The following is a 23,733-nucleotide window of genomic DNA, read 5'->3' on the forward strand; positions in this document are numbered from 1 at the left end:
CCGGGAGTGTCCCGAGGGGGCGGGGCGGCACCCCGCCCCCTCGGAGACGGTCCGGGTGTCAGGAGACGCCCAGCTCCTTGGCCTTGGCGTGGAGGTCGTCCAGGCCACCGCACATGAAGAAGGCCTGCTCCGGGTAGTGGTCGAAGTCACCGTCGGCGATCGCGTTGAACGCCGTGATCGACTCGTCCAGGGAGACGTCCGAACCGTCCATACCGGTGAACTGCTTCGCCGCGTGGGTGTTCTGCGACAGGAAGCGCTCGGTACGGCGGGCACGGTGGACGGTGAGCTTGTCCTCCTCGCCCAGCTCGTCGATGCCGAGAATGGCGATGATGTCCTGGAGGTCCTTGTACTTCTGCAGGATGCCCTTGACACGGGTAGCCGTGTCGTAGTGCTCCTGCGTGATGAAGCGCGGGTCCAGGATGCGCGAGGTGGAGTCCAGCGGGTCGACCGCCGGGTAGATGCCCTTCTCCGAGATCGGACGGGAGAGCACCGTGGTGGCGTCGAGGTGGGCGAAGGTAGTCGCCGGCGCCGGGTCGGTCAGGTCGTCCGCGGGAACGTAGATCGCCTGCATCGAGGTGATCGAGTGACCACGGGTCGAGGTGATCCGCTCCTGGAGCAGACCCATCTCGTCCGCCAGGTTCGGCTGGTAGCCCACCGCGGAGGGCATGCGGCCCAGCAGGGTGGAGACCTCGGAACCGGCCTGAGTGAAGCGGAAGATGTTGTCGATGAAGAACAGCACGTCCTGCTTCTGCACATCGCGGAAGTACTCCGCCATGGTCAGACCGGCGAGGGCCACGCGCAGACGGGTCCCCGGGGGCTCGTCCATCTGGCCGAAGACCAGCGCGGTCTGCGGGAGCACGCCGGAGTCGGCCATCTCCTCGATGAGGTCGTTGCCCTCACGGGTGCGCTCGCCGACACCGGCGAACACGGAAACGCCCTCGTGCAGCTTGGCCACACGCATGATCATTTCCTGGATGAGGACGGTCTTGCCGACGCCCGCACCACCGAACAGACCGATCTTGCCGCCCTTGACGTACGGGGTCAGCAGGTCGACGACCTTCAGGCCGGTCTCGAACATCTCGGTCTTGGACTCGAGCTGGTCGAAGGCCGGGGCCTTGCGGTGGATCGGCCAGCGCTCGGTGACCTCGGCCTCGGCCTCGGGCTCGTTGAGGATCTTCCCCAGGGTGTTGAACACCCGGCCCTTGGTGACGTCACCGACGGGGACGGTGATCCCGTTGCCGGTGTTGGAGACCGTGGCCTGGCGGACCAGACCGTCGGTGGGCTCCATGGAGATCGCGCGGACCAGGCCCTCACCGAGGTGCTGCGCCACCTCCAGCGTCAGGGTCTTGGTGGCGCCATCGGCGGTGGGGTCCAGCACCTCCACCGTCAGCGCGTTGTAGATCTCCGGCATGGCGTCGACGGGGAACTCCACGTCGACGACCGGGCCGATGACCCGTGCGACGCGGCCCGTCGCCGTCTCAGCAGCAGTAGTCATGATTACCTGTCACTCCCCGCGGTCGCGTCGGCCAGGGCGGACGCACCGCCGACGATCTCGCTGATTTCCTGGGTGATGTCGGCCTGGCGGGCCGCGTTCGCAAGCCGCGTGAGCGACTTGATGAGGTCCTGGGCGTTGTCGGTCGCCGACTTCATCGCGCGGCGGCGGGCAGCGTGCTCGGAGGCGGCCGACTGCAGCAGCGCGTTGTAGATCCTGCTCTCCACGTAGCGCGGCAGCAGCGCGTCCAGCACCTGCTCGGGGCTCGGCTCGAACTCGTAGAGCGGACGGGCCTCGACACCCTGCGCGAACACGGCCGCGGAGTCCTCGGCGCTCCTGGAGAACGTCAGCGGCAGCATCCGGCGCTCGACCGGCGTCTGCGTCATCATCGAGCGGAACTCGGTGAAGACGATGTGCAGCTCGTCCACCCCGCCGTCGGACGTGTCACGCTCTATCGCCTCGATCAGCGGAGCGGCCACGGCCTTGGCGTCGGAGTACTCCGGGCTGTCGGTGAAGCCGGTCCAGGAGTCGGACACCGGGCGCTCGCGGAAGGTGTAGTAGCCCACGCCCTTCCGCCCGACCACGTAGTGGTCGACCTGCTTGCCCTCGGCGACCAGCTGCGCGGTCAGGTTCTCCGACGCCTTGATGGCGTTGCTGGAGTACCCGCCCGCGAGCCCGCGGTCGCTGGTGATCAGCAGCAGCGCCGCCCGCGTCGGCCGGTCGGCCTCCGTGGTCAGCGGGTGCTTCACGTCGGTGGCCGCGTAGGCCACCGACGTGACCGCGTTGGTCAGCTCCTCGGCGTACGGGGAGGAGGCGTCCACCTTGCGCTGGGCCTTGATGATGCGCGAGGCGGCGATCATCTCCATCGCCTTGGTGATCTTCTTGGTCGCAGTGACGGATTTGATCCGCCGCTTGTAGACCTTGACCTGGGCTCCCATGCTCAGCCCTCGCCCAGGAGCTGGCCGTCCGAGGTCTCGAACTGCTGCTTGAACTTGTTCACCGCGACGCCGACGGCGGTGATGGTGTCCTTGGACATCTTCGCGCCCTCGCGGATCGAGGTGAGAAGGGCCTTCTCCTCGCGGCTCAGGTGGTCCAGGAGCTCGCGCTCGAAGCGGCGGATGTCGCCGACCGGGATGTCGTCCATCAGACCGTTGGTGCCGGCCCAGACGGAGACGACCTGGTGCTCGGTGGGGAAGGGGTTGTACTGCTCCTGCTTGAGCAGCTCCACCATCCGCTTGCCGCGCTCCAGCGCGGACTTCGACGCGGCGTCCAGGTCGGAACCGAAGGCGGCGAACGCCTCCAGCTCGCGGAACTGGGCCAGGTCGACACGGAGCGAACCGGTGATCTGGCGAATCGCCTTGTGCTGCGCGGAGCCACCGACACGGGAGACCGAGATACCCACGTTCAGCGCGGGACGGACGCCCGCGTTGAAGAGGTCGGACTCCAGGAAGCACTGGCCGTCGGTGATGGAGATGACGTTGGTCGGGATGAACGCCGAGACGTCGTTGGCCTTGGTCTCCACGATCGGCAGACCGGTCATCGAACCGGAGCCCAGCGCGTCGGAGAGCTTGGCGCAACGCTCCAGCAAACGGGAGTGCAGGTAGAAGACGTCACCCGGGTACGCCTCGCGCCCCGGCGGGCGGCGGAGCAGCAGGGAGACGGCACGGTAGGCGTCGGCCTGCTTCGACAGGTCGTCGAAGATGATCAGGACGTGCTTGCCCTCGTACATCCACTGCTGGCCGATGGCCGAGCCGGTGTAGGGGGCGAGGTACTTGAAGCCCGCCGGGTCGGACGCGGGGGCCGCCACGATGGTGGTGTACTCCAGCGCGCCGGCCTCCTCCAGGGCACCTCGCACCGAGGCGATGGTGGAGCCCTTCTGGCCGATGGCGACGTAGATGCAGCGGACCTGCTTCTTCGGGTCGCCGGTGCGCCAGTTGGCACGCTGGTTGATGATGGTGTCGACCGCGAGGGCGGTCTTGCCGGTCTGCCGGTCGCCGATGATCAGCTGACGCTGGCCGCGGCCGATCGGGGTCATCGTGTCGACGGCCTTGTAACCGGTCTCCATCGGCTCGTGCACCGACTTGCGGTCCATGACCGTGGGCGCCTGCAGTTCCAGCGCGCGGCGTCCCGAGGTCTCGATGTCGCCGAGACCGTCGATGGGGGCGCCCAGCGGGTCGACGACCCGGCCGAGGTAACCCTCGCCGACACCGACGGAGAGCACCTCACCGGTGCGCTGCACCGGCTGGCCCTCCTCGATGCCGCTGAACTCGCCGAGCACGACGGCACCGATCTCGCGCTCCTCGAGGTTGAGGGCGAGGCCGAGGGTGCCGTCCTCGAACTTCAGAAGTTCGTTCGCCATCGCCGAGGGAAGACCCTCGACCTTCGCGATGCCGTCACCGGCAGCGCTGACCGTGCCGACCTCTTCGCGCGAGGCGGCGTCCGGCGTGTACGACTGGACGAAATTCTCCAGCGCGTCCCGGATCTCATCCGGCCGGATCGTGAGCTCCGCCATCTGGGTTCCCTGCTCTCCTTGTTGGGACCGTAAGTCTTCGTACGGCCCAACTCGGGCCGCTGAACACTGCTTCTTGAGTTGGTAGGGCGCGCTATCCGCCGGCCCGCGCACGGGCCGGCAGGACGTTCGCGCTCAGCCCGCCATCCGGCGCCGGACCTCGTCGAGGCGGTCGGCGACGGTGCCGTGGATGACCTCGTCCTCGACGCGGACGGAGATCCCGCCGAGCACCGAGGGGTCCACATCCAGGTTCAGCTGGATGTCCCGGCCGTAGATCCGGCCGAGCGCGCCGGCGAGCCGGCGCTTCTGCCCGTCGCTGAGCGGGACCGCCGAGACCACGACGGCGACCGAGCGGTCGCGCCGCTCCGCAGCCAGCCGGGACAGCGATTCCAGGCCCGCCTCCAGGCTACGTCCCCGCGGGTGGAGGACGAGCCGGGCGATGAGCCGCTGGGTGGTGGGCGCCACACGGCCGCCGAGCAGGCGCTCGACCAGACCGTTGCGCGCGGAGCGCAGCGCTTCGCCGGACTCCTTGCCGCTGAGGGAGGCACGCAGCTCCGGGGAGCCGGCGACGATGCGGCCGAACCGGAAGAGTTCGTCCTCCACCGAGTCCAGCGTCCCGGCGCCCTCGGCCGCGATCAGATCGGCGGTGTCCGCCAGTTCCTCCAGCGCGTCGACCAGGTCGCGCGAGGCGGACCACCGGGCACGCACCATTCCCGAGACCAGGTCGACGGCTTCGCCGCCGATCTGACCGCCGAGGAGGCGGCCGACCAGGTCGGCCTTGCCCGCACCCGGCTGGGAGGGGTCGGTCAGGACGCGGCGCAGCGAGACCTCGCGGTCCAGCAGCACCGTGACCTGCGCCAGGTCGTCTGCCAGGGAGGTGGCGTCCACACCGGTGGAGTCCACCAGGGTGTTCAGCCGTCCCCGCGCGGCGACCAGCGCCTCGCGGCTCACTCCACCGGTCATCGGCCCGCCTCGGCCTTCTCCTCGAGGTCATCGAGGAAACGGTCGATGGTGCGGCTCTGACGGGCGTGGTCCTCCAGGGACTCCCCGACGAGCCGGCCGGCCAGATCGGTGGCGATCTTGCCGACGTCCTGACGCAGGGCCTCGGCCGCCTGCTGGCGCTCCGCGGAGATCTGGGCGTGGCCGGCGGCGATGATCTCCTCGCGCTGGCGCTGGCCCTCCTCCCGCATCTCTGCGATCAGCGTGGCGCCCTGCTCCTGGGCCTCCTGACGCAGTCGGGAGGCGTCCCGCCGGGCGTCGGCGAGCTGCGCGCGGTACTCCTCAAGGGTCTGCCGCGCTTCGGCCTGGACGGCCTCGGCCTTCTCCATGCCGCCCTCGATGGCTTCCCGCCGCTCGTCCAGCGCCTTGTTGATGGCCGGGAGGAGCTTCTTGTGGAAGGCGAGGTAGACGACACCGATGCAGATCAGACCGATGACGATCTCAGGCCAGACGGGCAGCAGCGGACTCTGCGGCCCGTCGGCGGCCAGCTGAATCATCATGGTGGACCTTTCGTCGTGAACGGCTCGGGGGGAGAACCCGTCAGTTGAAGATGAACGGGGTGACGAAGCCGATCAGGGCCAGGGCCTCGACCAGGGCGGCACCGAGGAGCATGTTCTGGCGGATGAGGCCGGCAGCCTCGGGCTGGCGGGCGATGGCCTGCACGCCGTTGCCGAAGATGTAACCGACACCGATACCGGCACCGATGACGCCGATGCCGTAGCCGATGGTGCCGATGTTGCCGTTGACGGCGGCGAGGGTCTCGAAAGCAGCGGACATGTCCGTGGTTCCTTCTCTGTGGTAGGCCGATGGACATGTGTCCACCGGTCGTCTGGCGGCCGGGGGCCGCGAGGGCCCCCGTCGGGTGGGTCAGAAGAAGCAGGTCAGTGCGGCTCTTCCAGCGCGCCCGAGATGTAGGTCGCGGTGAGGATCGTGAAGACGTAGGCCTGGAGCGCCTGGATGAAGAGCTCGAAGACCGTGATCACCAGGGTCATGAACAGCGAGCCGAAGGCGAAGAAGGTGCCGACGACGGTGCCGAGCATGTACCAGGCGCCGATGAGGAAGACCAGGATCAGCACGTGGCCGGCGAACATGTTGGCGAACAGACGCACGGCCAGCGTGAAGGGCCGCAGGAAGACGTTCGACAGCAGCTCGATCGGCGTGACGATCACGTAGATCGGCTTCGGCAGCCCACCCGGGACGCAGAGGTTGCGGATACCGCCGACGAAGCCGTTCGTCTTGAAGGTCACCGTCATGTAGGTGACCCAGACCACCAGCGCGAGCGCGATGGGGTAGGCGATGATCGACGACGCCGGCAGCTGTGCGACCGGGACGATGGCCCAGAGGTTGAACATCCAGACCGTGAAGAACAGCGTCACCAGCAGGGGGACGAAGGTGTCGGCCTGCTTGCCGATGACCGCTCGGCCGATCCCGGTGCGCACGAAGTCGTAGAGGACCTCGGCGACCATCTGCAGCTTGCCCGGGACGACCTTCGCCTTGCCGAACGCCGCCCAGAAGAAGCCGACGACCAGCACCGAGCCGAGGATCGCGAGCAGCGCCGGCTTGTTGAAGTCGAAGCCGCCGATGCTGAAGATCGGCTCGAACTGGAACGACCAGAGCGAAGGAGCGGGGTAGCCGCAGTCCTGGAAGAGATGGCAGTCGGTCTCGAAGGCGAGCGTCTGGTCGCTATTCACCGCGAGCTCCTTCGGCATGACGCATGGATACGGCTACCTCGCGTGTGGGCGTGGCGGCGTGCCACGGAACGGCACTGGACTGGGTGGGTGACGGGATGAGGAACCGGCCGGCTGCAACGCCACGCCGCCCCAAGGGAGTCCGGGGGGAACGCGCGGCTGTCCCGTACAGCGCGCGTGCCGACATCGGCCGAGGCTCCGGCGACGGACGATAGCAGCCCGGGTGGTACCCGCGTATGCCGCCCCCCGTAAGGGCGGCGCCGACGGCGCCCGACATCAGTCGGTGGCCTTGTCGTCGGTGCCGCGCGCGGTGGTGGCGGTGTCCTGGTCGGTCACCACATAGGGGGTCTTGACCTTCAGGTTTCCCTGGATCTGACCCGCGAGCCAGGACACCATCGCCACGAAGACTCCCGCGGCGAAGAGTTGACCGTCCAGGAACGAGGCGTCCCGGAGGACGACCAGCAGCACCAGGAGGAGGAGGATCTTCGTCGTGTAGACGAAGACCGCTGCCGCCATGAGCAGATCGGGCCGGTGGTGGACCACCTTGGCCAGCGCGAACTGCCCGGACGCGAAGAAGAGACCTCCGACGAGCACGCCGAGGCCGACGCTCACCGCTCCGTCTGTCCCGCCCAGCACGGCGGCCGCCACGAGGGCGAGCACACCGGCCACGGCAGTGAAGAGCGCGGCGCCGCGGATGATCCGGGCGTCGTTGGGCTGCATGAAGTGGTTCTCCGGCAGGCGTCAGGGGGGGTCTTCGTTGACGGGGAGCCCCAAGAGCGAGACGTGCTCCATCGGGACTACGTGAACGCTATCACAAACTATTTGATGAGGTCTTTACCTAGTTCGTGTGCAGGAACTCACACGGTCGGGGTAACAGCGGCCCCATCAGTTGACGGCTGCCCGGCGTACCCCGACAGCGCCCCTGGTGCCACGCCGCCGCAGGCCACAGCGGTCAGGAGCTCCGCCGCGAGGAACCGCCCGCGACGCTGTGGTCGCCCCCCTGGGAGCCCTTGCCATGGCCCTCGTGACGCTCCTCGGCAGTGGGCCGGTCACCTTCCGGGTGCTTCTCCGCGCCCTCGGGGTGCGCCGGGCGCGCAGCAGCCCGCAACGCGCCCCGGTGGCGGGCCGAGGGCCGGCGCGTGAACCGCCGCCGCTCCCCCACCGCGGTCGCGCCGCTCAACCCCTTGCCCACCGCTTCCTCGCGGTCCGCCGTCAGTACGGGCTCCGGCCGCCGGTAGCGCGGCGGCACCAGCCGCTGCGCCCAGAGCGGGGCCCGCGGGGTGAACCGCGGCAGCAGCAGCAGCACCAGCCCCACCGCGGACAGCAGGACGATGATCGAGACCACCAGCACGCTCTCGCCCTGCACCGTGAAGCCGACGGTGCCGAAGGCGATCAGCGCCGACCAGAAGTACATGATCAGCACCGCGCGGCTGTGGCTGTGGCCGATCTCCAGCAGCCGGTGGTGCAGGTGCCCCCGGTCCGCCGCGAACGGCGACTGCCCGTTCCACGTCCGGCGCACCACCGCCAGCAGCAGGTCCGCGACGGGCACCGCGATGATGGTCAGCGGCAGCAGCAGCGGGATGTACACCGGGACCATCTCGTGGACCGTCTGCCGCACCGAGCCCGGGAAGAGGTTCAACCGGTCCGGGTCCACCTGGCCGGTCACCGACGCGGCGGAGGCCGCCATCACCAGGCCCAGCAGCATCGACCCCGAGTCACCCATGAAGATCCGCGCGGGGTGCATGTTGTGGGGCAGGAACCCCAGGCACATACCGATCAGCACGGCGGAGAACAGTGTCGCCGGCGCCGCCGCCTCCACGCCGTGGCCGTACCAGAGTCGGTAGGTGTAGAGGAAGAACGCCGCCGCGGCGATGCACACCATGCCCGCGGCGAGGCCGTCGAGGCCGTCGACGAAGTTGACCGCGTTGATGGTGACGACGACCAGCGCGACCGTCAGCAGGATCGACTGCACCGGCGTCAGCGCCACGACGCCCACCCCGGGAATCGGCAGCCAGAGGATCGCCAGCCCCTGCATCACCATGACACCGGCGGCGATCATCTGGCAGCCCAGCTTCACCAGGGCGTCGACACCCCACTTGTCGTCCAGCACGCCGAGCAGCCAGATGAGGCCGGCGCCGGCCAGCAGGGCCCGCGGTTCGCTGGAGGAGGTGAACACCTCACCGATCTTGCTCAACTGCGAGGCGACGAGCAGGCCGGCGCAGAGCCCGCCGAACATCGCGATGCCGCCGAGCCGGGGGGTCGGCTCCCGGTGCACGTCCCGCGCACGGATCTGCGGCACGGCACCGACGGCGATCGCGAACTTCCGCACCGGGCCGGTCAGCAGATACGTCACGGCCGCTGTCACGCAGAGCGTCAGCAGGTATTCGCGCACGGGCTCCCCTGTGTGATTCGGACCTCAAGCCCCACACCCTAGCCCCAGACCACGGGGCCCCCGCACGCTCCCACCTGCCGTGGACGGCCGACCGCCACCCTCGGTGCGGCGTGCGGCCCAGCGGTCACCGCGGGTGACCACGGTGCGGGTGCGTCCGGCGGGAGCGGCTCACTCCCCCGGTGCGCCGGGGACACCGGTGATGGCGGTGACGACCGGGTCGAGCGCCGTCCGGATCTCCTCGCCCACGCTGCGGAAGTACGGGATCGGAGCGCCGTACGGGTCCTGCACCTCGTCGGCCTCCGCCGTCGGCGCGGCCAGCCAGCCGCGCAGCGCCGCCGCGGCGCGGCTGAGCGCGCGCGCCCGGATGACCAGGCCCCCGGGCTCGCGGGCGTCCGGCAACTGCCCCATGTCGATCACCCGGACCAGCCGGGTGAACTCCTTGAGGGTGAACGTCCGCAGCCCGGCCGAGTGGCCCATGGAGATCACCTGGGCGCGGTGGTCCCGCGTCGCGGTGAGGACCAGGTCGGCACGGATGACGTGCTCGTCCAGCAGCTCCCGGCCGGTGAAGTTGTCGGTGTCGGCCCCGAACTCGTCCAGCACCTGCGCGGCGTGCGCCTCCATGGGCGCGCCGACATGGCCCCACGTCCCCGCGCTCTCCACCACCAGTCCGGCGTCGGAGCCGAGCCGTTCGACGACCGCGAGCCGGGTGAGTCGCTCGGTGATCGGGGAACGGCACACGTTCCCGGTGGAGACGTGCAGGATTCGGAAGACCTGGTCGGCCTCGGGGGGCCGGAACGCGGCTATGCCGGCGTCCGCGTCACTGGCAGCCGCGGTCAATGGGGGGTCTCCAGATCGGGTACCACCGAGCGCAGCTCCTCCTCGCTCACCGCCCCGGGCCGCAGCAGCACCGGCACGTCACCGGTGATGTCGACGATGGAGGAGGGAACGTCGCTGGGGGTGGGGCCGCCGTCCAGGTAGACCGCTACGGAGTCACCGAGCATGCGCTGCGCGGCATCGCAGTCCTGCGGCGCCGCCTCGCCGGTGAGGTTGGCGCTGGAGACGGCGATCGGGCCGAAGTCCTTGAGGACCTCCAGCGCCACCGGGTGGAGCGGCATCCGCACCGCGACCGTCCCGTGGGTCTCGCCGAGGTCCCAGGTGAGGGACGGCTGGTGGCGGGCGACCAGGGTCAGCCCACCGGGCCAGAAGGCGTCCACCAGCTCCCAGGCGCTGTCGGTCATCCCGGTGACGAGGCCGTGCAGGGTGTTGGGCGAGCCGACCAGGACGGGGGACGGCATGTTCCGTCCGCGTCCCTTGGCCTCCAGCAGGTCCCCGACGGCACGCTTGTTGAAGGCGTCCGCCCCGACCCCGTAGAGGGTGTCGGTGGGCAGGACGACGAGGTCCCCGCGGCGGATGGCGGAGACGGCCTCCCGCAGGCCGTGCTTGCGGTCCGCCGCGTCGGTGCAGTCATAGCGCCGTGGCATCGGTGCGTGCTCCTTCGATGCGCCCCGCGTCAGCGGGTGACCCGGCGAGCCGTGGCGAACCGGGGTCGGTTGTTGAGATCGGGGTGGTCCGCCGCGTCGGCCCAGCCGCGGTCCTCGGTGAAGATCCAGGGCACCTGTCCGCCCTGGGTGTCGGCGTGCTCGACGACGACGATGCCGCCGGGGCGCAGCAGCCGGTGGGCGGCGCGTTCCAGGCCGCGGATGGTCTCCAGACCGTCCTCGCCGGAGAACAGCGCCAGTTCGGGGTCGTGGTCGCGGGCCTCGGGTGCGACGTACTCCCACTCGGTGAGCGGGATGTAGGGCGGGTTGGAGACCACGAGGTCGACCTGCCCGTCGAGTTCGGGGAGGGCGGTGAGGGCGTCGCCGTGGTGCAGGGTGACGCGGGCCCCCTCGGCGGTGTTCGCCACGTTGCGCCGGGCCCAGCCGAGGGCGTCCTCGTCCAGTTCCACGGCGTGGACGCGGGAGCGCGGCACCTCCTGCGCGAGGGCGAGCGCGATGGCGCCCGACCCGGTGCACAGGTCCACGATCAGCGGCTCGGCCACGTCCATCGCACGGACCGCGTCTATCGCCCAGCCGACGACGGACTCGGTCTCGGGCCGCGGTACGAACACGCCCGCGCCGACCTGGAGTTCGAGGTAGCGGAAGAACGCGCGGCCGGTGATGTGCTGCAACGGCTCGCGGGCCTCCCGTCGGGCGACCGCCTCCCAGTAGCGGGCGTCGAAGTCGGCGTCACCCACCAGGTGCAGCTTGGCGCGGTCGGTGGCGTGCACGAACGCCGCCAGTTCCTCGGCGTCGAACCGGGGGCTGGCGACCCCCGCGGCGGCGAGCCGCTGGGTGGCCTGGGCCACTTCGGCGAGCAGCAGCGAGCGGGGCGGCGGGGAGGTCGGAGTCACGGAACCCACCCTACGTTCACCGTGTCCCTTCGTTTCTCACGTCGCCGCGCGTGCGGCGGTCGACGCCCGGGCCCGTGCGGTGCGGGGCCGCGGGCGGTCGCCCGCGGCGCGTCCCCCGACCGTCCCCGGTCAGCGGTCCTCGGCGAGCCGAGCGGCCGAGTCCGCGTCCACGCACGCCTGGATGACCGGGTCGATCTCGCCGTCGAGGACCTGGTCGAGGTTGTACGCCTTGAACCCGACGCGGTGGTCGGAGATCCGGTTCTCGGGGAAGTTGTAGGTGCGGATCTTCTCGGAGCGGTCCCCGGTCCGCACCTGGCTGCGGCGGGCGTCGGACGCCTCGCGCTCGGCCTCCTCCCGCGCCGCTGCCAGCAGGCGGGAACGGAGGATGCGCAGCGCCTGCTCCTTGTTCTGGAGCTGGCTCTTCTCGTTCTGGCAGGAGGCCACGACACCGGTCGGCAGGTGGGTGATGCGGACCGCGGAGTCGGTGGTGTTGACCGACTGGCCGCCGGGACCGGACGAGCGGTAGACGTCGATCCGCAGGTCCGCGGGGTTGACCTCGACCTCCACCTCCTCGGCCTCGGGCGTGACCAGCACGCCGGCGGCGGAGGTGTGGATACGACCGGCCGACTCGGTGGCCGGGACGCGCTGCACCCGGTGGACGCCGCCCTCGAACTTCAGCCGTGCCCAGACCCCCTGGCCCGGTTCGGCGCGTCCCCTGGCCTTCACCGCGACCTGGACGTCCTTGTAGCCGCCCAGCTCGGACTCGGTGGCGTCGATGATCTCCGTCCGCCAGCCGGTGCGCTCGGCGTAGCGCAGGTACATCCGCAGCAGGTCAGCGGCGAACAGCGCCGACTCGTCGCCGCCCGCGCCGGCCTTGATCTCCAGGATGACGTCCTTCTCGTCCGCCGGGTCGCGCGGGACCAGCAGCAGCCGCAGCCGCTCGGTCAGCTCCTCCGAGCGCGACTCCAGCTCCTTCACCTCGGCGGCGAACTCGGAGTCCTCGACGGCGAGTTCGCGTGCCGTGGCGATGTCGTCGCGACAGCCGCGCCATTCCTGGTAGACGGCCACGACGGGCGTCAGCTCCGCGTAGCGCTTGCTCATGGCGCGGGCGCGCCCCTGGTCCGCGTGGACGTCGGGGTCTGCGAGCTGCCGTTCGAGGTCGGCGTGCTCGCCGATGAGTTCCTCGACCGCCTCGAACATGATCGGTGGCTCCCGGGACGCTGGTGTCGGTGGCTGGGTGCGGATCGCTGGGGCCGGCGGGGTGGACACCGCCGGCGCGGGCCGCCTGCGGGCGGCCCCGGTCCGTGCGTGCCACGGGTTCCCCGCGCGGCACCGTACGGAAAACGCCGGTCCGGCCGCCCCCTCGCGGGGAGCGGCCGAGCCGGCGTACCGTGCGCTACTTCTTGGCGTTCTTGCCGAACCGCGCCTCGAACCGGGCCACCCGGCCACCGGTGTCGAGGATCTTCTGCTTGCCGGTGTAGAACGGGTGGCACTCGGAGCAGACGTCGGCGCGGACGCTGCCGCTCTTGACGGTGCTACGGGTGGTGAACGAGGCGCCGCAGGTGCAGCTGACCTGGGTCTCCACGTATTCCGGGTGGACGTCGCGCTTCACGGGGATCTCCTATGTCTCACGGGAGGGCTCCGGGTCGCTCCGCCGAGTGCGTCGCGTGAACCGGGGCCGATCCACCAGTCTGCCAGGACCGGTCGTGACAGCCAAAACGTGATCCCGGGGCCCGGTATTCCCCGCCGCTGCCCGCCCCCGCGGACGGACGGAGGCCGGCGGTTCGCGCCGGGGGCGGCGATGGGCTCAGCCGCTGATCGCGGGCGGCTCCGCGTCGCGCTTCGGCTCGGCCTCGGAGCCCTCGGTGAGACGCTCCGGTACCGGCTCGTCGGCCCGGAGCGCGTCCCACACCCCGGACGCCTGCGGCTCCAGGGGGACGACCCGGTTGGGGTCGGTCGCGTCGTACCCGACCGGCAGCGTCACCGTCTGGAGGCGGTCGGGGTCGACGTCGCCGAGCCGCCGGGCGAGAGCGGTGAGCTCCGACACGGAGGCGAGGGCGCTGTCGGTGGTGACCGCGCCGGTGGCGGTGTCGGCCAGCCGGTAGAGCCGGCGGGGGTCACCGAGCACACCGACGTCCTTCACCTCCTCCGCCAGCGCGCGGATGAAGGAGTGCTGGAGTGCGATGCGCTCCAGGTCGCTGCCGTCCCCGAGGCTCTTGCGGGTCCGCACCAGCGCCAGCGCCGTCTCGCCGTCCAGCCGGTGGGACCCCGCGGCGAGGTCGAGTCGGCTGTCGGAGTCCCGCAGCGGGCGGTCGAGGGTCACCTCGACGCCGCCGAGGGCGTCGATCATCTTCTCGAAGCCGCGGAAGTCGACCTCCACGTAGTGGTCCATCCGCACCCCGGTCATCGCCTCGGCGGTCTTCACCGCGCAGACCGGTCCGCCCACCGCGAACGCCTCGTTGAACATCACGCGTTCCGCCGCGGGAACCGGCCGTCCGTCCTCGTCCCGGCAGGCGGGCCGGTCGACCAGGGTGTCCCTCGGGATCGACACCACGGTGCCTCCCCGCCGGTCCTCGGCGAGGTGCACCACCATCGCGGTGTCGGCGCGGGGCCCGCCCTGCTGCCGGCCGTACACCTCGTTCTCGCCCTCCCTGCTGTCGGAGCCCAGCACGAGGATGTCGAGGGATCCCCCGGGTTCGTCCTCCGGTCGGTCACCGCCGAGCGCGGCATCGATGTCGATCTCGGAGATGTTGCCGTCGAACCGCAGGTAGAGCGCGGTGGCGCCGCCACCGGCGAGCAGCAGCATCGCGAGCAGCGCCCCGGTCACCGCGTACACCGCCTGCCGCCGGCGGACCGGCGGCGCGCGGTGGCGCGGGGGCCGAGGGCCCCAGCCGGGGAACTGCTGTGCCATGGTCACCGTCCCGTCCTCGGGCACGCCCGGCCCGGGAGGGCCGACGGGGCCGCGCGGGACGACCCGGATCACCCGATTGTGGCCCGCTCACCGGGTCGGCGCCGCCCGTGGCGGTCCGGCGTTACGGCGAACGGGGGACGACGACGGGGCTGCCCCACCAGCGGTGGTGGGGCAGCCCCGGACGTGGTATCCGGCACGCCGCGGGCCCCCGGTCGGGGGCGACGCGGCGCGGCGGTCAGTCGCCGCTGCTGGGCGAGGGGGTGTTCTTCTGGATCTGCATCAGGAACTCGGCGTTGGACTTGGTCTGCTTCATCTTGTCCAGCAGCAGCTCGATCGCCTGCTGCTGGTCCAGGGCGTGCAGCACCCGGCGGAGCTTCCAGACGACGGCCAGCTCCTCGGCTCCCATCAGGATCTCCTCCTTACGGGTACCGGAGGCGTCCACGTCCACGGCCGGGAAGATGCGCTTGTCGGCGAGCTTCCGGTCGAGCTTGAGCTCCATGTTGCCGGTGCCCTTGAACTCCTCGAAGATCACCTCGTCCGCGCGGGAGCCGGTGTCGACCAGGGCGGTGGCGAGGATGGTCAGCGAGCCGCCGTCCTCGATGTTCCGCGCCGCGCCGAAGAACTTCTTCGGCGGGTACAGGGCGGTGGAGTCCACACCACCGGACATGATGCGCCCGGAGGCGGGGGCCGCCAGGTTGTAGGCGCGGCCCAGTCGGGTGATGGAGTCCAGCAGGACAACCACGTCGTGCCCCAGCTCCACGAGGCGCTTGGCGCGCTCGATGGCGAGTTCGGCGACGACGGTGTGGTCCTCGGCCGGCCGGTCGAAGGTCGAGGAGATGACCTCGCCCTTCACCGACCGCTGCATGTCGGTGACCTCCTCGGGCCGCTCGTCCACGAGCACGACCATCAGGTGGCACTCGGGGTTGTTGCGGGTGATCGAGTTGGCGATCGACTGCATGATCATCGTCTTGCCCGTCTTGGGGGGCGCGACGATCAGACCGCGCTGGCCCTTGCCGATGGGCGACACCATGTCGATGATCCGCGGGGTGAGCGAGCCCGGCTCGCACTCCAGCCGCAGCCGCTCCTGCGGGTACAGCGGTGTCAGCTTGTTGAACTCCTCGCGACCGCGGCCGGAGTCGGCGCCCATACCGTTGACGGAGTCGAGGCGCACCAGCGCGTTGAACTTCTCGCGGCGCTCGCCGTCGCGGGGCTGGCGCACCGCGCCGGTGACGTGGTCACCCTTGCGCAGGCCGTTCTTGCGGACCTGGGCGAGCGAGACGTACACGTCGTTCGGGCCCGGGAGGTAGCCGGAGGTCCGCACGAAGGCGTAGTTGTCGAGGATGTCGAGGATGCCCGCGACGGGGATCAGCACATCGTCGTCGGCGACCTGCGGCTCGCTGAAGTCCTCGCGACCGCCGCTGCGGCGTCCGCGGCGGTCGCGGTAGCGACCGCGTCGGCCGCGGCGACCGCCCTCGAAGTCGTCGTCGCGGTTGGCGTCCCGGCCACCGTCGCCACGGCCGCCGCCGTCACGGTTGGCGTCACGCCCACCGTCGCGGTTGCCGTCGCCCCGGTTGCCCTCACGGTTGCCCTCACCACGGCCACCGTCGCGGTTGCCGTCGCCCCGGTTGCCCTCGCGGTTGCCCTCACCACGGCCACCGTCGCGGTTGCCGCGACCGCCGCCCTGCTGGTTCTGGCCGCCGCCCTGACCCGAGTTCTTGCCGCGGCGCTCACGCTTGCCCTGGCGCTCGCCGCCGTCGTCCTTGGACGATCCATCAGCGCGCGAGGAATCACCCTTGCCGCTCTCGGACTTGGCGGCCTGGCCGCCGTCCCCCTTGGCGGTCTCCCGCTCCCTGGGCGCCTGGGCGGCCTCCTGCGCGGAGTCGGCTCCGCCCTCGTCGCCCTCGGAGCGCGCCGGGGCCTCGGCCTGACCGGCGGCCTTGGCGTCGGTGCGGGCGCGGGAGGTGGCACGCCGCTTCGGCTTCTCCGCCGCGGGTGCCTCCGCGGCGGGCGCGGACTCCGCGGGCGCGCCGCCGGAGCCCTGCTTCTCCTTGATGACGTCGATCAGCTGGCTCTTGCGCATCCGCGCGGTGCCCCTGATGCCGAGGCCGGAGGCAACCTGCTGCAGCTCAGCCAGCACCATGCCGTCGAGGCCGGTGCCGGAACGCCGACGACGCGGCGCCTTGGCAGCACTGTCCGTCACGGACGCGGGGGCAGCACCGGCAGTCTTGTCGGCGCTGTCGGCACTCGCGCCCATCAGATCGGTGGTGTCGCTCACGAAGGGTCCTTCCCTGGAGCGGACGTCGGCCTGTCTGGCTCGGCGACCGGTCGTGCTGTCCGGCTGCGGTCTCGTCTGATGGACCGGCCGGGGCGGTGGTCCGCCTGCTCATGGCGGCGGTGAGAACGGGTCGAAAAAGTACGGAATGGTCGATGGGACCGTCGTACCGGATCCGGAGCGTGCCGAGCTCTGCCAGGCAGGCTGCTGAGGCAGAGGGAGCTCCCGGAAGAAGACGCGGCCCCTGACGACGGGGCCCCGGCGTACCGTGCCGCCCGGGTGCCCCGGGGACGATGCCACCGCGGATGCCGCGACGGCCACCCCTCGGAGTGATCCGCAGGGACGGTACGTGTAGACCTGAGATTAACACTACCGGATACTGCCGGTATTCCCCCCTCTCCATGCCCTCCATGCATGCCCACCCTGGGGCCCGGGCTCACACCGACAGCCGGGTTTCTCACCCGGTTCCGGTGCCGGCGGCGAGCGGGAGCACGCTCGCCCCCGCCGCGTCCAACTCCAAGCGGTTGGCGGCCCAGCCCTCACCGGCCAGCCGCGCCACCCGCTCCGCCTCCACGGCCCCGACCAGCGCCAGCACCGTCGGGCCCGCACCGGAGATCACGGCGGGCACGCCCTCGGCGCGCAACCGGGCGACCAGTCGCACGCTGCCCGGCATCGCGGAGGACCGGTACTCCTGGTGCAGACGGTCCTCGGTCGCCGGCAGCAGCAGTTCCGGCCTGCGGGTCAACGCCTCGACCAGCAGCGCCGAACGGCCTGCGTTGAGCGCGGCGTCGACGTGCGGGACGGAGCGCGGGAGCAGGCCGCGAGCCGTCTCGGTCCGCAGCGGCTGCGCCGGGACGAAGGCCACGGGCGCCAGGCTCCTGTCGGGGTCGAGCCGCACCGCGCGGGCCGCGCCCGCGTCCGACCAGGCGATGGTGAACCCGCCGAGCAGGCACGCCGCGACGTTGTCGGGGTGCCCCTCGATCTCGGACGCCAGCTCCAGCAGCGCGCGCTCGCCCAGCCGGGCCTCCCCGCCGCTGGTCACGGCCCTGGCTGCCATCAACCCGGCACAGATCGCCGCGGAGGACGAACCGAGCCCGCGACCGTGCGGGATGCGGTTGGCGCAGACCACCTCCAGACCGCGCGGCTGCCCGCCGAGCAGGTCGAAGGCGGCACGCATCGCACGCACCATCAGATGGCTCTCGTCGCGCGGCAGGGTGTCGGCGCCCTCCCCCGCGATGTCGATGTGCAGCCCGGACTCGGCGACACGGACGACCACGTCGTCGTAGAGCCCCAGCGCGAGACCCAGGGCGTCGAAGCCGGGCCCCAGGTTCGCGCTGGTGGCGGGCGTCCGCACCCGGACGGGCGCGGCACGGAATGCGGGGTGCGCCATCGCTCGGCGACTCTCCTTGCTGGTTGCGGTCCCGGCCGGCCGACGTTGCCGGCGGACGGCCGTGGGGTGGTGGCGGATCCGGGGGTGGCGGTGGAGCAGTACGGGGCTGCCCGACGGGCGGCCCCTGGGGGTCGGGGCGCCGGCCCCGGTCGATCCCCCGGAACGGCGGCCGGCCACCGGGACCGTCGTCGTCATCGACGGTCCCGACGACGCGGAGGTGCCGGTGCGGTGCCGTGGTGCGTCCCGGCCCACGGCCCGTCGGGGCGCGCGGTCGGTACGGGCGCACCGTCCGCTGGGTGCGACGGGCACACGGGCCCGCGACACCGCGGAGCCCTTCCCGCGGGCAGCGGGGCGGCGCCCCCTCCGGCGTCCCGGTCGGGAGCCGTTCGGGCAGAGCCGCTCCGGCCTGCCGGAACGCGGACCAGCCTACCCAAGGCCGACACCTCGGCCGCAGAGGGTGTCCCGGTGGGGCGCCGTGTCGCGGCTGCGATCCGACCGGGTGGCCGTGGCGCGCGAACGGGGGGCGCCCCGCGCCGAACCCCGCGGCGACAGCGGCGGCTGACCCGCCGTCGGGCGGCGCGCGGGTCAGGCCAGCCCGAGCCGCTCGGCCGCCGCGTCGGCGTTCACCGGCACCGTGATGGGCTGCGGCGCGCCGGCCACCGCCCAGTCCGGGTCCTTCAGCCCGTTGCCGGTGACGGTGCAGACGATGCGCTGCCCGCGATCGACGTCGCCGCGTGCCGCCGCCTTCAGCAGACCGGCGACCGACGCCGCCGAGGCGGGCTCGACGAAGACGCCCTCCTGCGCCGCCAGCAGCCGGTAGGCGGAGAGGATCTCGCGGTCCGTCACCTCGTCGATGATGCCGCCGGACTCGTCGCGCGCCTCCTCGGCCTGCGTCCACGACGCCGGGTTGCCGATGCGGATCGCGGTCGCCAGTGTGGCCGGGTTGCGCACGGGCTCGCCGCGCACGATCGGCGCGGCGCCCGACGCCTGGAACCCCCACATGCGCGGGGTCCGCGTCGCGGGCGCGCCCAGCGGCGAGGTGGTGTCGGCGTACTCGCGGTAGCCGCGCCAGTAGGCGGTGATGTTGCCGGCGTTGCCGACGGGCAGCACGTGGATGTCGGGGGCGTCACCGAGCATGTCGACGACCTCGAAGGCGCCGGTCTTCTGCCCCTCGATGCGGGCGGGGTTCACCGAGTTGACCAGCGCGACCGGGTACTTCTCCGACAGTCCGCGCGCGAGGTCCAGGCAGTCGTCGAAGTTTCCGTCGACCTCCAGGATGCGGGCGCCGTGGACCAGCGCCTGGCCCATCTTGCCGAGGGCGATCTTGCCGGTCGGCACCAGCACCGCGCAGACCATGCCGCCGCGCACCGCGTAGGCGGCGGCGGAGGCGGAGGTGTTGCCGGTGGAGGCGCAGATGACGGCCTGCGCCCCCTCCTCCTTGGCCCGGGAGATGGCCATGGTCATGCCGCGGTCCTTGAAGGAGCCGGTCGGGTTGGCGCCCTCGACCTTGAGGTGGACCTCGCAGCCGGTGCGCTCGGAGAGCACCTGCGCCGGGACCAGGGGGGTGCCGCCCTCACGCAGCGTCACCACGGGCGTCGTCGTCGAGACGGGCAGCCGCTCGCGGTACTCCTCGATGACTCCCCGCCACTGGCGGCTGGTGGTGGCCTGCTGTGCTTCCATGACGTTCACTGCTTCCCTGACTCTCCGGCCTTACGACTCTCCGGTACAACCGCCCCGCTGCGCCACCCCGGTGGGCGGCGCCCCGGGTCATTCGCCCTCGACCCGCATGATGCTGGCGACGCCCCGGACGGTGTCCAGTCCGCGCAGCGTCTCCACCGTCGCGGTCAGCGCGGCGTCGGGTGCGCGGTGCGTGACCACGACCAGCGACGCCTCGCCGTCCTTGCCCTGCTGGCGCACGGTGTCGATCGACACTCCGTTGTCGGCGAAGACCGCGGCCACCTGGGACAGCACGCCCGGCTTGTCCGCCACGTCGAGGCTGATGTGGTAGCGGGTGACGACGTCGCCCATCGGGCTGACGGGGAGCATGGTGTACGCCGACTCCCCCGGGCCGCGTGCGCCGCTCACCTTGTTGCGGCAGGCGGCGACCAGGTCGCCGAGGATCGCCGAGGCCGTCGGCACGCCGCCGGCGCCCTGGCCGTAGAACATCAGGCTGCCGGCGGCGTCCGCCTCGACGAACACCGCGTTGTACGCCTCCCGGACCGAGGCCAGCGGGTGGGTGAGCGGGATCATCGCCGGGTGGACCCGGGCGGTCACGGAGCGGCCGTCGGCGGCGCGTTCGCAGATGGCGAGCAGCTTCACGGTGCAGCCCATGCGGCGGGCGGAGGCGATGTCCGAGGCGGTGACCTCGGTGATGCCCTCGCGGTGCACGTCGTCCAGGCGGACCCGGGTGTGGAAGGCGATCCCGGCGAGGATGGCGGCCTTCGCCGCGGCGTCGAAGCCCTCGACGTCGGCCGTGGGGTCGGCCTCCGCGTAGCCGAGGGCCGTGGCCTCCTCCAGCGCCTCGTAGTAACCGGCGCCGCTGGAGTCCATGCGGTCGAGGATGAAGTTGGTGGTGCCGTTGACGATGCCCAGCACGCGGTTGACGCTGTCGCCCGCGAGGGACTCCCGCAGCGGGCGCAGCAGCGGGATGGCGCCGGCGACCGCGGCTTCGAAGTAGAGGTCCGCGCCGTACTTGTCGGCCGCTGCGTACAGCGAGGGGCCGTCCTCGGCGAGCAGCGCCTTGTTGGCGGTGACGACGCTGGCGCCGTTCTCGAAGGCGGTGGAGATGAGGGACCGGGCGGGCTCGATGCCGCCGATGACCTCCACCACGACGTCGACGTCGGGGCGGGAGACCAGCCCCTGCGCGTCGGTGGTGACCAGTTCGGAGAGGACCCCCTCCCGCAGCCGTCCGGGGCGGCGGACCGCGATGCCCGCCAGTTCCACGGGCGCGCCGACCCGGGCGGCCAGGTCGGCGGCGTGCGTCGTCATCAGGCGTGCCACCTGCGAACCGACCACTCCGCAGCCCAGCAGCGCCACTTTCAGCGACCGCCCATCCGTCATCGCCCGACCTTCTCTCTCCGCTCGCGTACCGCACGTACCGCCGCTCGCGCGGGCCCGGCCACGACCGCGCCGCTTCCGGGGCCCGGCACGCGGCGACTCCCGCCCCGCAAGTCTCGCCCACCGGGGGCGGGTACTCACGGCCGGTGTCAGTATGCGAGATGCGCGGGCCGCCCGCCGGACACCGCCCGCACGGGGCCGACGTGCGACGGGCGACGCGACGGGCACAGAAGTTCGAGCGGGCGCGGAGGTGAAGCGGGGCGGGTGCGCGCCCCCGGAAGGCGCGTCTCCCGCCCCGCGCGCGGCTCAGCCCACGTCGAGGCGGAGCAGGTCCTCCTCGGTCTCGCGGCGCAGCAGCACCCGGGCCTGTCCGTCCCGGACGGCGACGACCGGCGGCCGGGTCACGTGGTTGTAGTTGCTGGCCATCGAGCGGCAGTACGCCCCGGTGGCGGGGACGGCCAGCAGGTCGCCGACGGCGGTGTCGGCGGGCAGGTGGGCGTCGCGGACCACGATGTCCCCGCTCTCGCAGTGCTTGCCCACCACGCGCGCCAGCATCGGGGCGGCGTCGGAGGTACGGGAGACCAGGGCCACCGAGTACTCCGCGTCGTAGAGAGCGGTCCGGATGTTGTCCGACATCCCGCCGTCGACGCTGACGTAGGTGCGCAGGCCGGGCAGCTCCTTGACCGTTCCCACCTCGTAGACGGTGACGGCGGTCGGGCCGACCACGGCCCGGCCGGGCTCGACGGAGAGCCGGGGGCGCGCGAGCCCCGCCGCGTCGCACTCACGGCTGACGATGTCGCGGAGCGCCCTCGCGATCTCGTGCGGTTCCCGGGGGTCGTCGGCCGGGGTGTAGGCGATACCGAGGCCGCCGCCGAGGTCGATCTCCGGCAGCTCGACACCGTGCTCGTCCCGGATCTCCTTCAGCAGGCCGACCACACGGTGCGCCGCGACCTCGAACCCGGCGGTGTCGAAGATCTGCGAGCCGATGTGCGAGTGCACCCCGACCAGCTCCAGGCCGTCCTGGGCGAGTACGCGCCGCACCCCGTCCGCGGCCTGGCCGCCGGCCAGCGCGAGGCCGAACTTCTGGTCCTCGTGGGCGGTGGCGATGAACTCGTGGGTGTGGGCCTCGACCCCGACGGTGACCCGCAGCTGCACCCGCTGGCGCCGGCCGAGGCGGCGCGCGGCGGCGGCGACGCGGTCGATCTCCTGGAGCGAGTCCAGCACGATGCGACCGACGCCCGCCTCGACGGCGCGGTCGATCTCGGCGGCGGACTTGTTGTTGCCGTGCAGCGCGATCCGCTCGGCGGGCATCCCGCCGGCGAGGGCGGTGGCCAGTTCGCCGCCGCTGCACACGTCCAGATTGAGCCCCTCCTCGGTGAGCCAGCGGACCACGGCGCGGCACAGGAACGCCTTGCCCGCGTAGAAGACGTCGGCGTCCGGGCCGAACGCGTCGCGCCAGGCACGACAGCGCTGCCGGAAGTCCTCCTCGTCGAGGAAGTAGGCGGGGGTGCCGAACTCCTCCACCAGCGCGCGGACGTCGACCCCGCCGATGGCCAGGGCCCCCTCGGAGGTGCGGGCGGCCGTGCGCGGCCACACCCGCGGGTCGAGCTCGTTGAGGTCGGCGGGGGGCGGGCCGTGGTGGCCCTCGGGGAGGACGTCGGCGTGGCGGGGCCCGGCGGGGTGCGCGGAACGGCTCATGGCTGCTGCTGTCGCTTTCTGGACTGGGTTCGCGGGTTCTTCTGCTGGGACGCGGGTCCCCACGGCGTGTCCGGTGGTGGCGCCCGCGGTCAGGTGGTGGTCGTGGAGGGAACGGGGGCCGGGGGCTTCCCGTCACGGCGGGCGCGGGCACGGCGGCGCGCCGTGGGCCCGGCGTTCGCCGCGTGCCTTCCGCGACCGGCGACGTCGGCGGCGTGGGAAGGGCGGCGGTCGGATCGCCCGGGTCGCCCTGGTCGCCCGGCGGGGCCGTTTCGGGGCGGAAGGGTCCGTCGCCGTCGTGGCCGCCGGGGCTCAGAGGTGGTCGGGCGCCCCGATGCCCAGGAGGAACAGGCCGTCGGCGAGCACCGTGGCGGTGGCCTGGGCGAGAGCCAGCCGCGCGTGGTGGACGGCCCCGGGTTTCTCGGGGCCGTGCGGGAGCACCGCGGCGGCGGTCGTCGCGTCGAGGTGCGCGTCCGCGAGCCGGACGAGCCAGCCGGCCGAACCGGCACGGTGGCGCTCCCCCAGCAGCGCCAGCACGGCGCGCTCCGACGGGTGCCGCAACGCGTCCGCGGCTGCGGCGTCCGGGGCGAAGCCGAGCCGCGTCGCACCGCGCAGGAAAGAACGCGCGCGGGCGTGCGCCAGGCGCACCCGGAACAACGGGTTCTCGGCCCGCTGGCAGAGCAGGCCGGTACCGGCGGGGGGCCGGTCGTCGGAGGCGGCCTGCCACGCGCGGACGTCGCGTGCGGGGTCCTCGGGCAGCGCCGGGGAGGGGGGCGACGCGAGGATCTCGGCGAGCAGCGCGGCGGCGGCGCCGTCGGCGAGGACGATGTCGAGGAAGCCGGGGCCCGCCACGGTCGCCGACGCGATGCCGGGGGTGACCGCCAGCCGGCGCCGGAGCACGGCGGCCACCGTGTGCGGGGGCGCGGCGGCGGGGCC

General features: G+C 72.2%; 21 protein-coding genes. All 21 read right to left on the bottom strand.

Annotated features, from left to right (window positions below; genetic code table 11):
• Positions 1-58 precede the first annotated feature (58 nt).
• Positions 59-1,495, bottom strand: coding sequence for a F0F1 ATP synthase subunit beta (gene atpD / locus HCJ92_RS06595; protein ID WP_167932493.1), 1,437 nt, complete (start codon positions 1,493-1,495; stop codon positions 59-61).
• A 2-nt stretch (positions 1,496-1,497) separates the two neighbouring features.
• Positions 1,498-2,430 carry a F0F1 ATP synthase subunit gamma gene (locus HCJ92_RS06600; RefSeq protein ID WP_167932494.1) on the bottom strand — a complete coding sequence of 311 codons (933 nt, stop codon included), beginning with the start codon at positions 2,428-2,430 and terminating at the stop codon, positions 1,498-1,500.
• Between the two features lie 2 nt (positions 2,431-2,432).
• Entirely contained in the window at positions 2,433-4,004 is a 1,572-nt protein-coding gene (atpA, locus tag HCJ92_RS06605) for a F0F1 ATP synthase subunit alpha (RefSeq protein ID WP_167932495.1), read from the bottom strand.
• A gap of 132 nt (positions 4,005-4,136) precedes the next feature.
• Entirely contained in the window at positions 4,137-4,964 is an 828-nt protein-coding gene (locus tag HCJ92_RS06610; RefSeq protein WP_167932496.1) for a F0F1 ATP synthase subunit delta, read from the bottom strand.
• Entirely contained in the window at positions 4,961-5,497 is a 537-nt protein-coding gene (locus HCJ92_RS06615; protein ID WP_167932513.1) for a F0F1 ATP synthase subunit B, read from the bottom strand. The genes HCJ92_RS06610 and HCJ92_RS06615 overlap by 4 nt, the downstream gene beginning before the upstream one ends.
• 43 nt (positions 5,498-5,540) lie before the next feature.
• Complete coding sequence (gene atpE, locus HCJ92_RS06620) at positions 5,541-5,777, bottom strand: ATP synthase F0 subunit C (protein WP_167932497.1); 237 nt, start codon at positions 5,775-5,777, stop codon at positions 5,541-5,543.
• A gap of 104 nt (positions 5,778-5,881) precedes the next feature.
• Positions 5,882-6,709, bottom strand: coding sequence for a F0F1 ATP synthase subunit A (gene atpB / locus HCJ92_RS06625; RefSeq protein ID WP_167932498.1), 828 nt, complete (start codon positions 6,707-6,709; stop codon positions 5,882-5,884).
• Positions 6,710-6,964: 255 nt separating this feature from the next.
• Positions 6,965-7,408 carry a Cg1360 family ATP-synthase-associated protein gene (locus HCJ92_RS06630; RefSeq protein WP_167932499.1) on the bottom strand — a complete coding sequence of 148 codons (444 nt, stop codon included), beginning with the start codon at positions 7,406-7,408 and terminating at the stop codon, positions 6,965-6,967.
• Positions 7,409-7,640: 232 nt separating this feature from the next.
• Positions 7,641-9,080, bottom strand: coding sequence for an MraY family glycosyltransferase (locus HCJ92_RS06635; RefSeq protein ID WP_167932500.1), 1,440 nt, complete (start codon positions 9,078-9,080; stop codon positions 7,641-7,643).
• Positions 9,081-9,248: 168 nt separating this feature from the next.
• Positions 9,249-9,884 carry an arsenate reductase/protein-tyrosine-phosphatase family protein gene (locus tag HCJ92_RS06640; RefSeq protein ID WP_167932514.1) on the bottom strand — a complete coding sequence of 212 codons (636 nt, stop codon included), beginning with the start codon at positions 9,882-9,884 and terminating at the stop codon, positions 9,249-9,251.
• A gap of 29 nt (positions 9,885-9,913) precedes the next feature.
• A complete protein-coding gene (locus tag HCJ92_RS06645) occupies positions 9,914-10,561 on the bottom strand; it encodes an L-threonylcarbamoyladenylate synthase (protein ID WP_167932501.1) in 648 nt (215 codons plus the stop codon).
• A gap of 29 nt (positions 10,562-10,590) precedes the next feature.
• Positions 10,591-11,472 carry a peptide chain release factor N(5)-glutamine methyltransferase gene (gene prmC, locus HCJ92_RS06650; protein ID WP_167932502.1) on the bottom strand — a complete coding sequence of 294 codons (882 nt, stop codon included), beginning with the start codon at positions 11,470-11,472 and terminating at the stop codon, positions 10,591-10,593.
• A 129-nt stretch (positions 11,473-11,601) separates the two neighbouring features.
• Positions 11,602-12,672, bottom strand: coding sequence for a peptide chain release factor 1 (prfA, locus tag HCJ92_RS06655; protein ID WP_167932503.1), 1,071 nt, complete (start codon positions 12,670-12,672; stop codon positions 11,602-11,604).
• Between the two features lie 196 nt (positions 12,673-12,868).
• Positions 12,869-13,084, bottom strand: coding sequence for a 50S ribosomal protein L31 (gene rpmE / locus HCJ92_RS06660; RefSeq protein WP_167932504.1), 216 nt, complete (start codon positions 13,082-13,084; stop codon positions 12,869-12,871).
• Positions 13,085-13,279: 195 nt separating this feature from the next.
• Positions 13,280-14,383, bottom strand: a complete 1,104-nt coding sequence (locus tag HCJ92_RS06665; protein ID WP_245240648.1) for an LCP family protein — start codon at positions 14,381-14,383, stop codon at positions 13,280-13,282.
• A gap of 235 nt (positions 14,384-14,618) precedes the next feature.
• Positions 14,619-16,658, bottom strand: coding sequence for a transcription termination factor Rho (gene rho, locus HCJ92_RS06670; RefSeq protein ID WP_167932505.1), 2,040 nt, complete (start codon positions 16,656-16,658; stop codon positions 14,619-14,621).
• 454 nt (positions 16,659-17,112) lie between these two features.
• Positions 17,113-18,045 (bottom strand): homoserine kinase, encoded by a 933-nt coding sequence (gene thrB, locus HCJ92_RS06675; RefSeq protein ID WP_167932506.1) that lies wholly within the window; start codon positions 18,043-18,045, stop codon positions 17,113-17,115.
• A 585-nt stretch (positions 18,046-18,630) separates the two neighbouring features.
• Positions 18,631-19,725, bottom strand: a complete 1,095-nt coding sequence (gene thrC / locus HCJ92_RS06680; RefSeq protein ID WP_167932507.1) for a threonine synthase — start codon at positions 19,723-19,725, stop codon at positions 18,631-18,633.
• 87 nt (positions 19,726-19,812) lie between these two features.
• Positions 19,813-21,105, bottom strand: a complete 1,293-nt coding sequence (locus HCJ92_RS06685; protein WP_167932508.1) for a homoserine dehydrogenase — start codon at positions 21,103-21,105, stop codon at positions 19,813-19,815.
• Positions 21,106-21,408: 303 nt separating this feature from the next.
• Positions 21,409-22,800 (bottom strand): diaminopimelate decarboxylase, encoded by a 1,392-nt coding sequence (gene lysA, locus HCJ92_RS06690; protein WP_167932509.1) that lies wholly within the window; start codon positions 22,798-22,800, stop codon positions 21,409-21,411.
• A gap of 309 nt (positions 22,801-23,109) precedes the next feature.
• Positions 23,110-23,733 (bottom strand): DALR anticodon-binding domain-containing protein (locus HCJ92_RS06695; protein ID WP_245240644.1); only part of this gene is annotated, 624 nt, incomplete at its 5' end.

The organism is Streptomyces spiramenti (assembly GCF_012034385.1).
GTDB classification, from domain to species: domain Bacteria; phylum Actinomycetota; class Actinomycetes; order Streptomycetales; family Streptomycetaceae; genus Streptomyces; species Streptomyces spiramenti.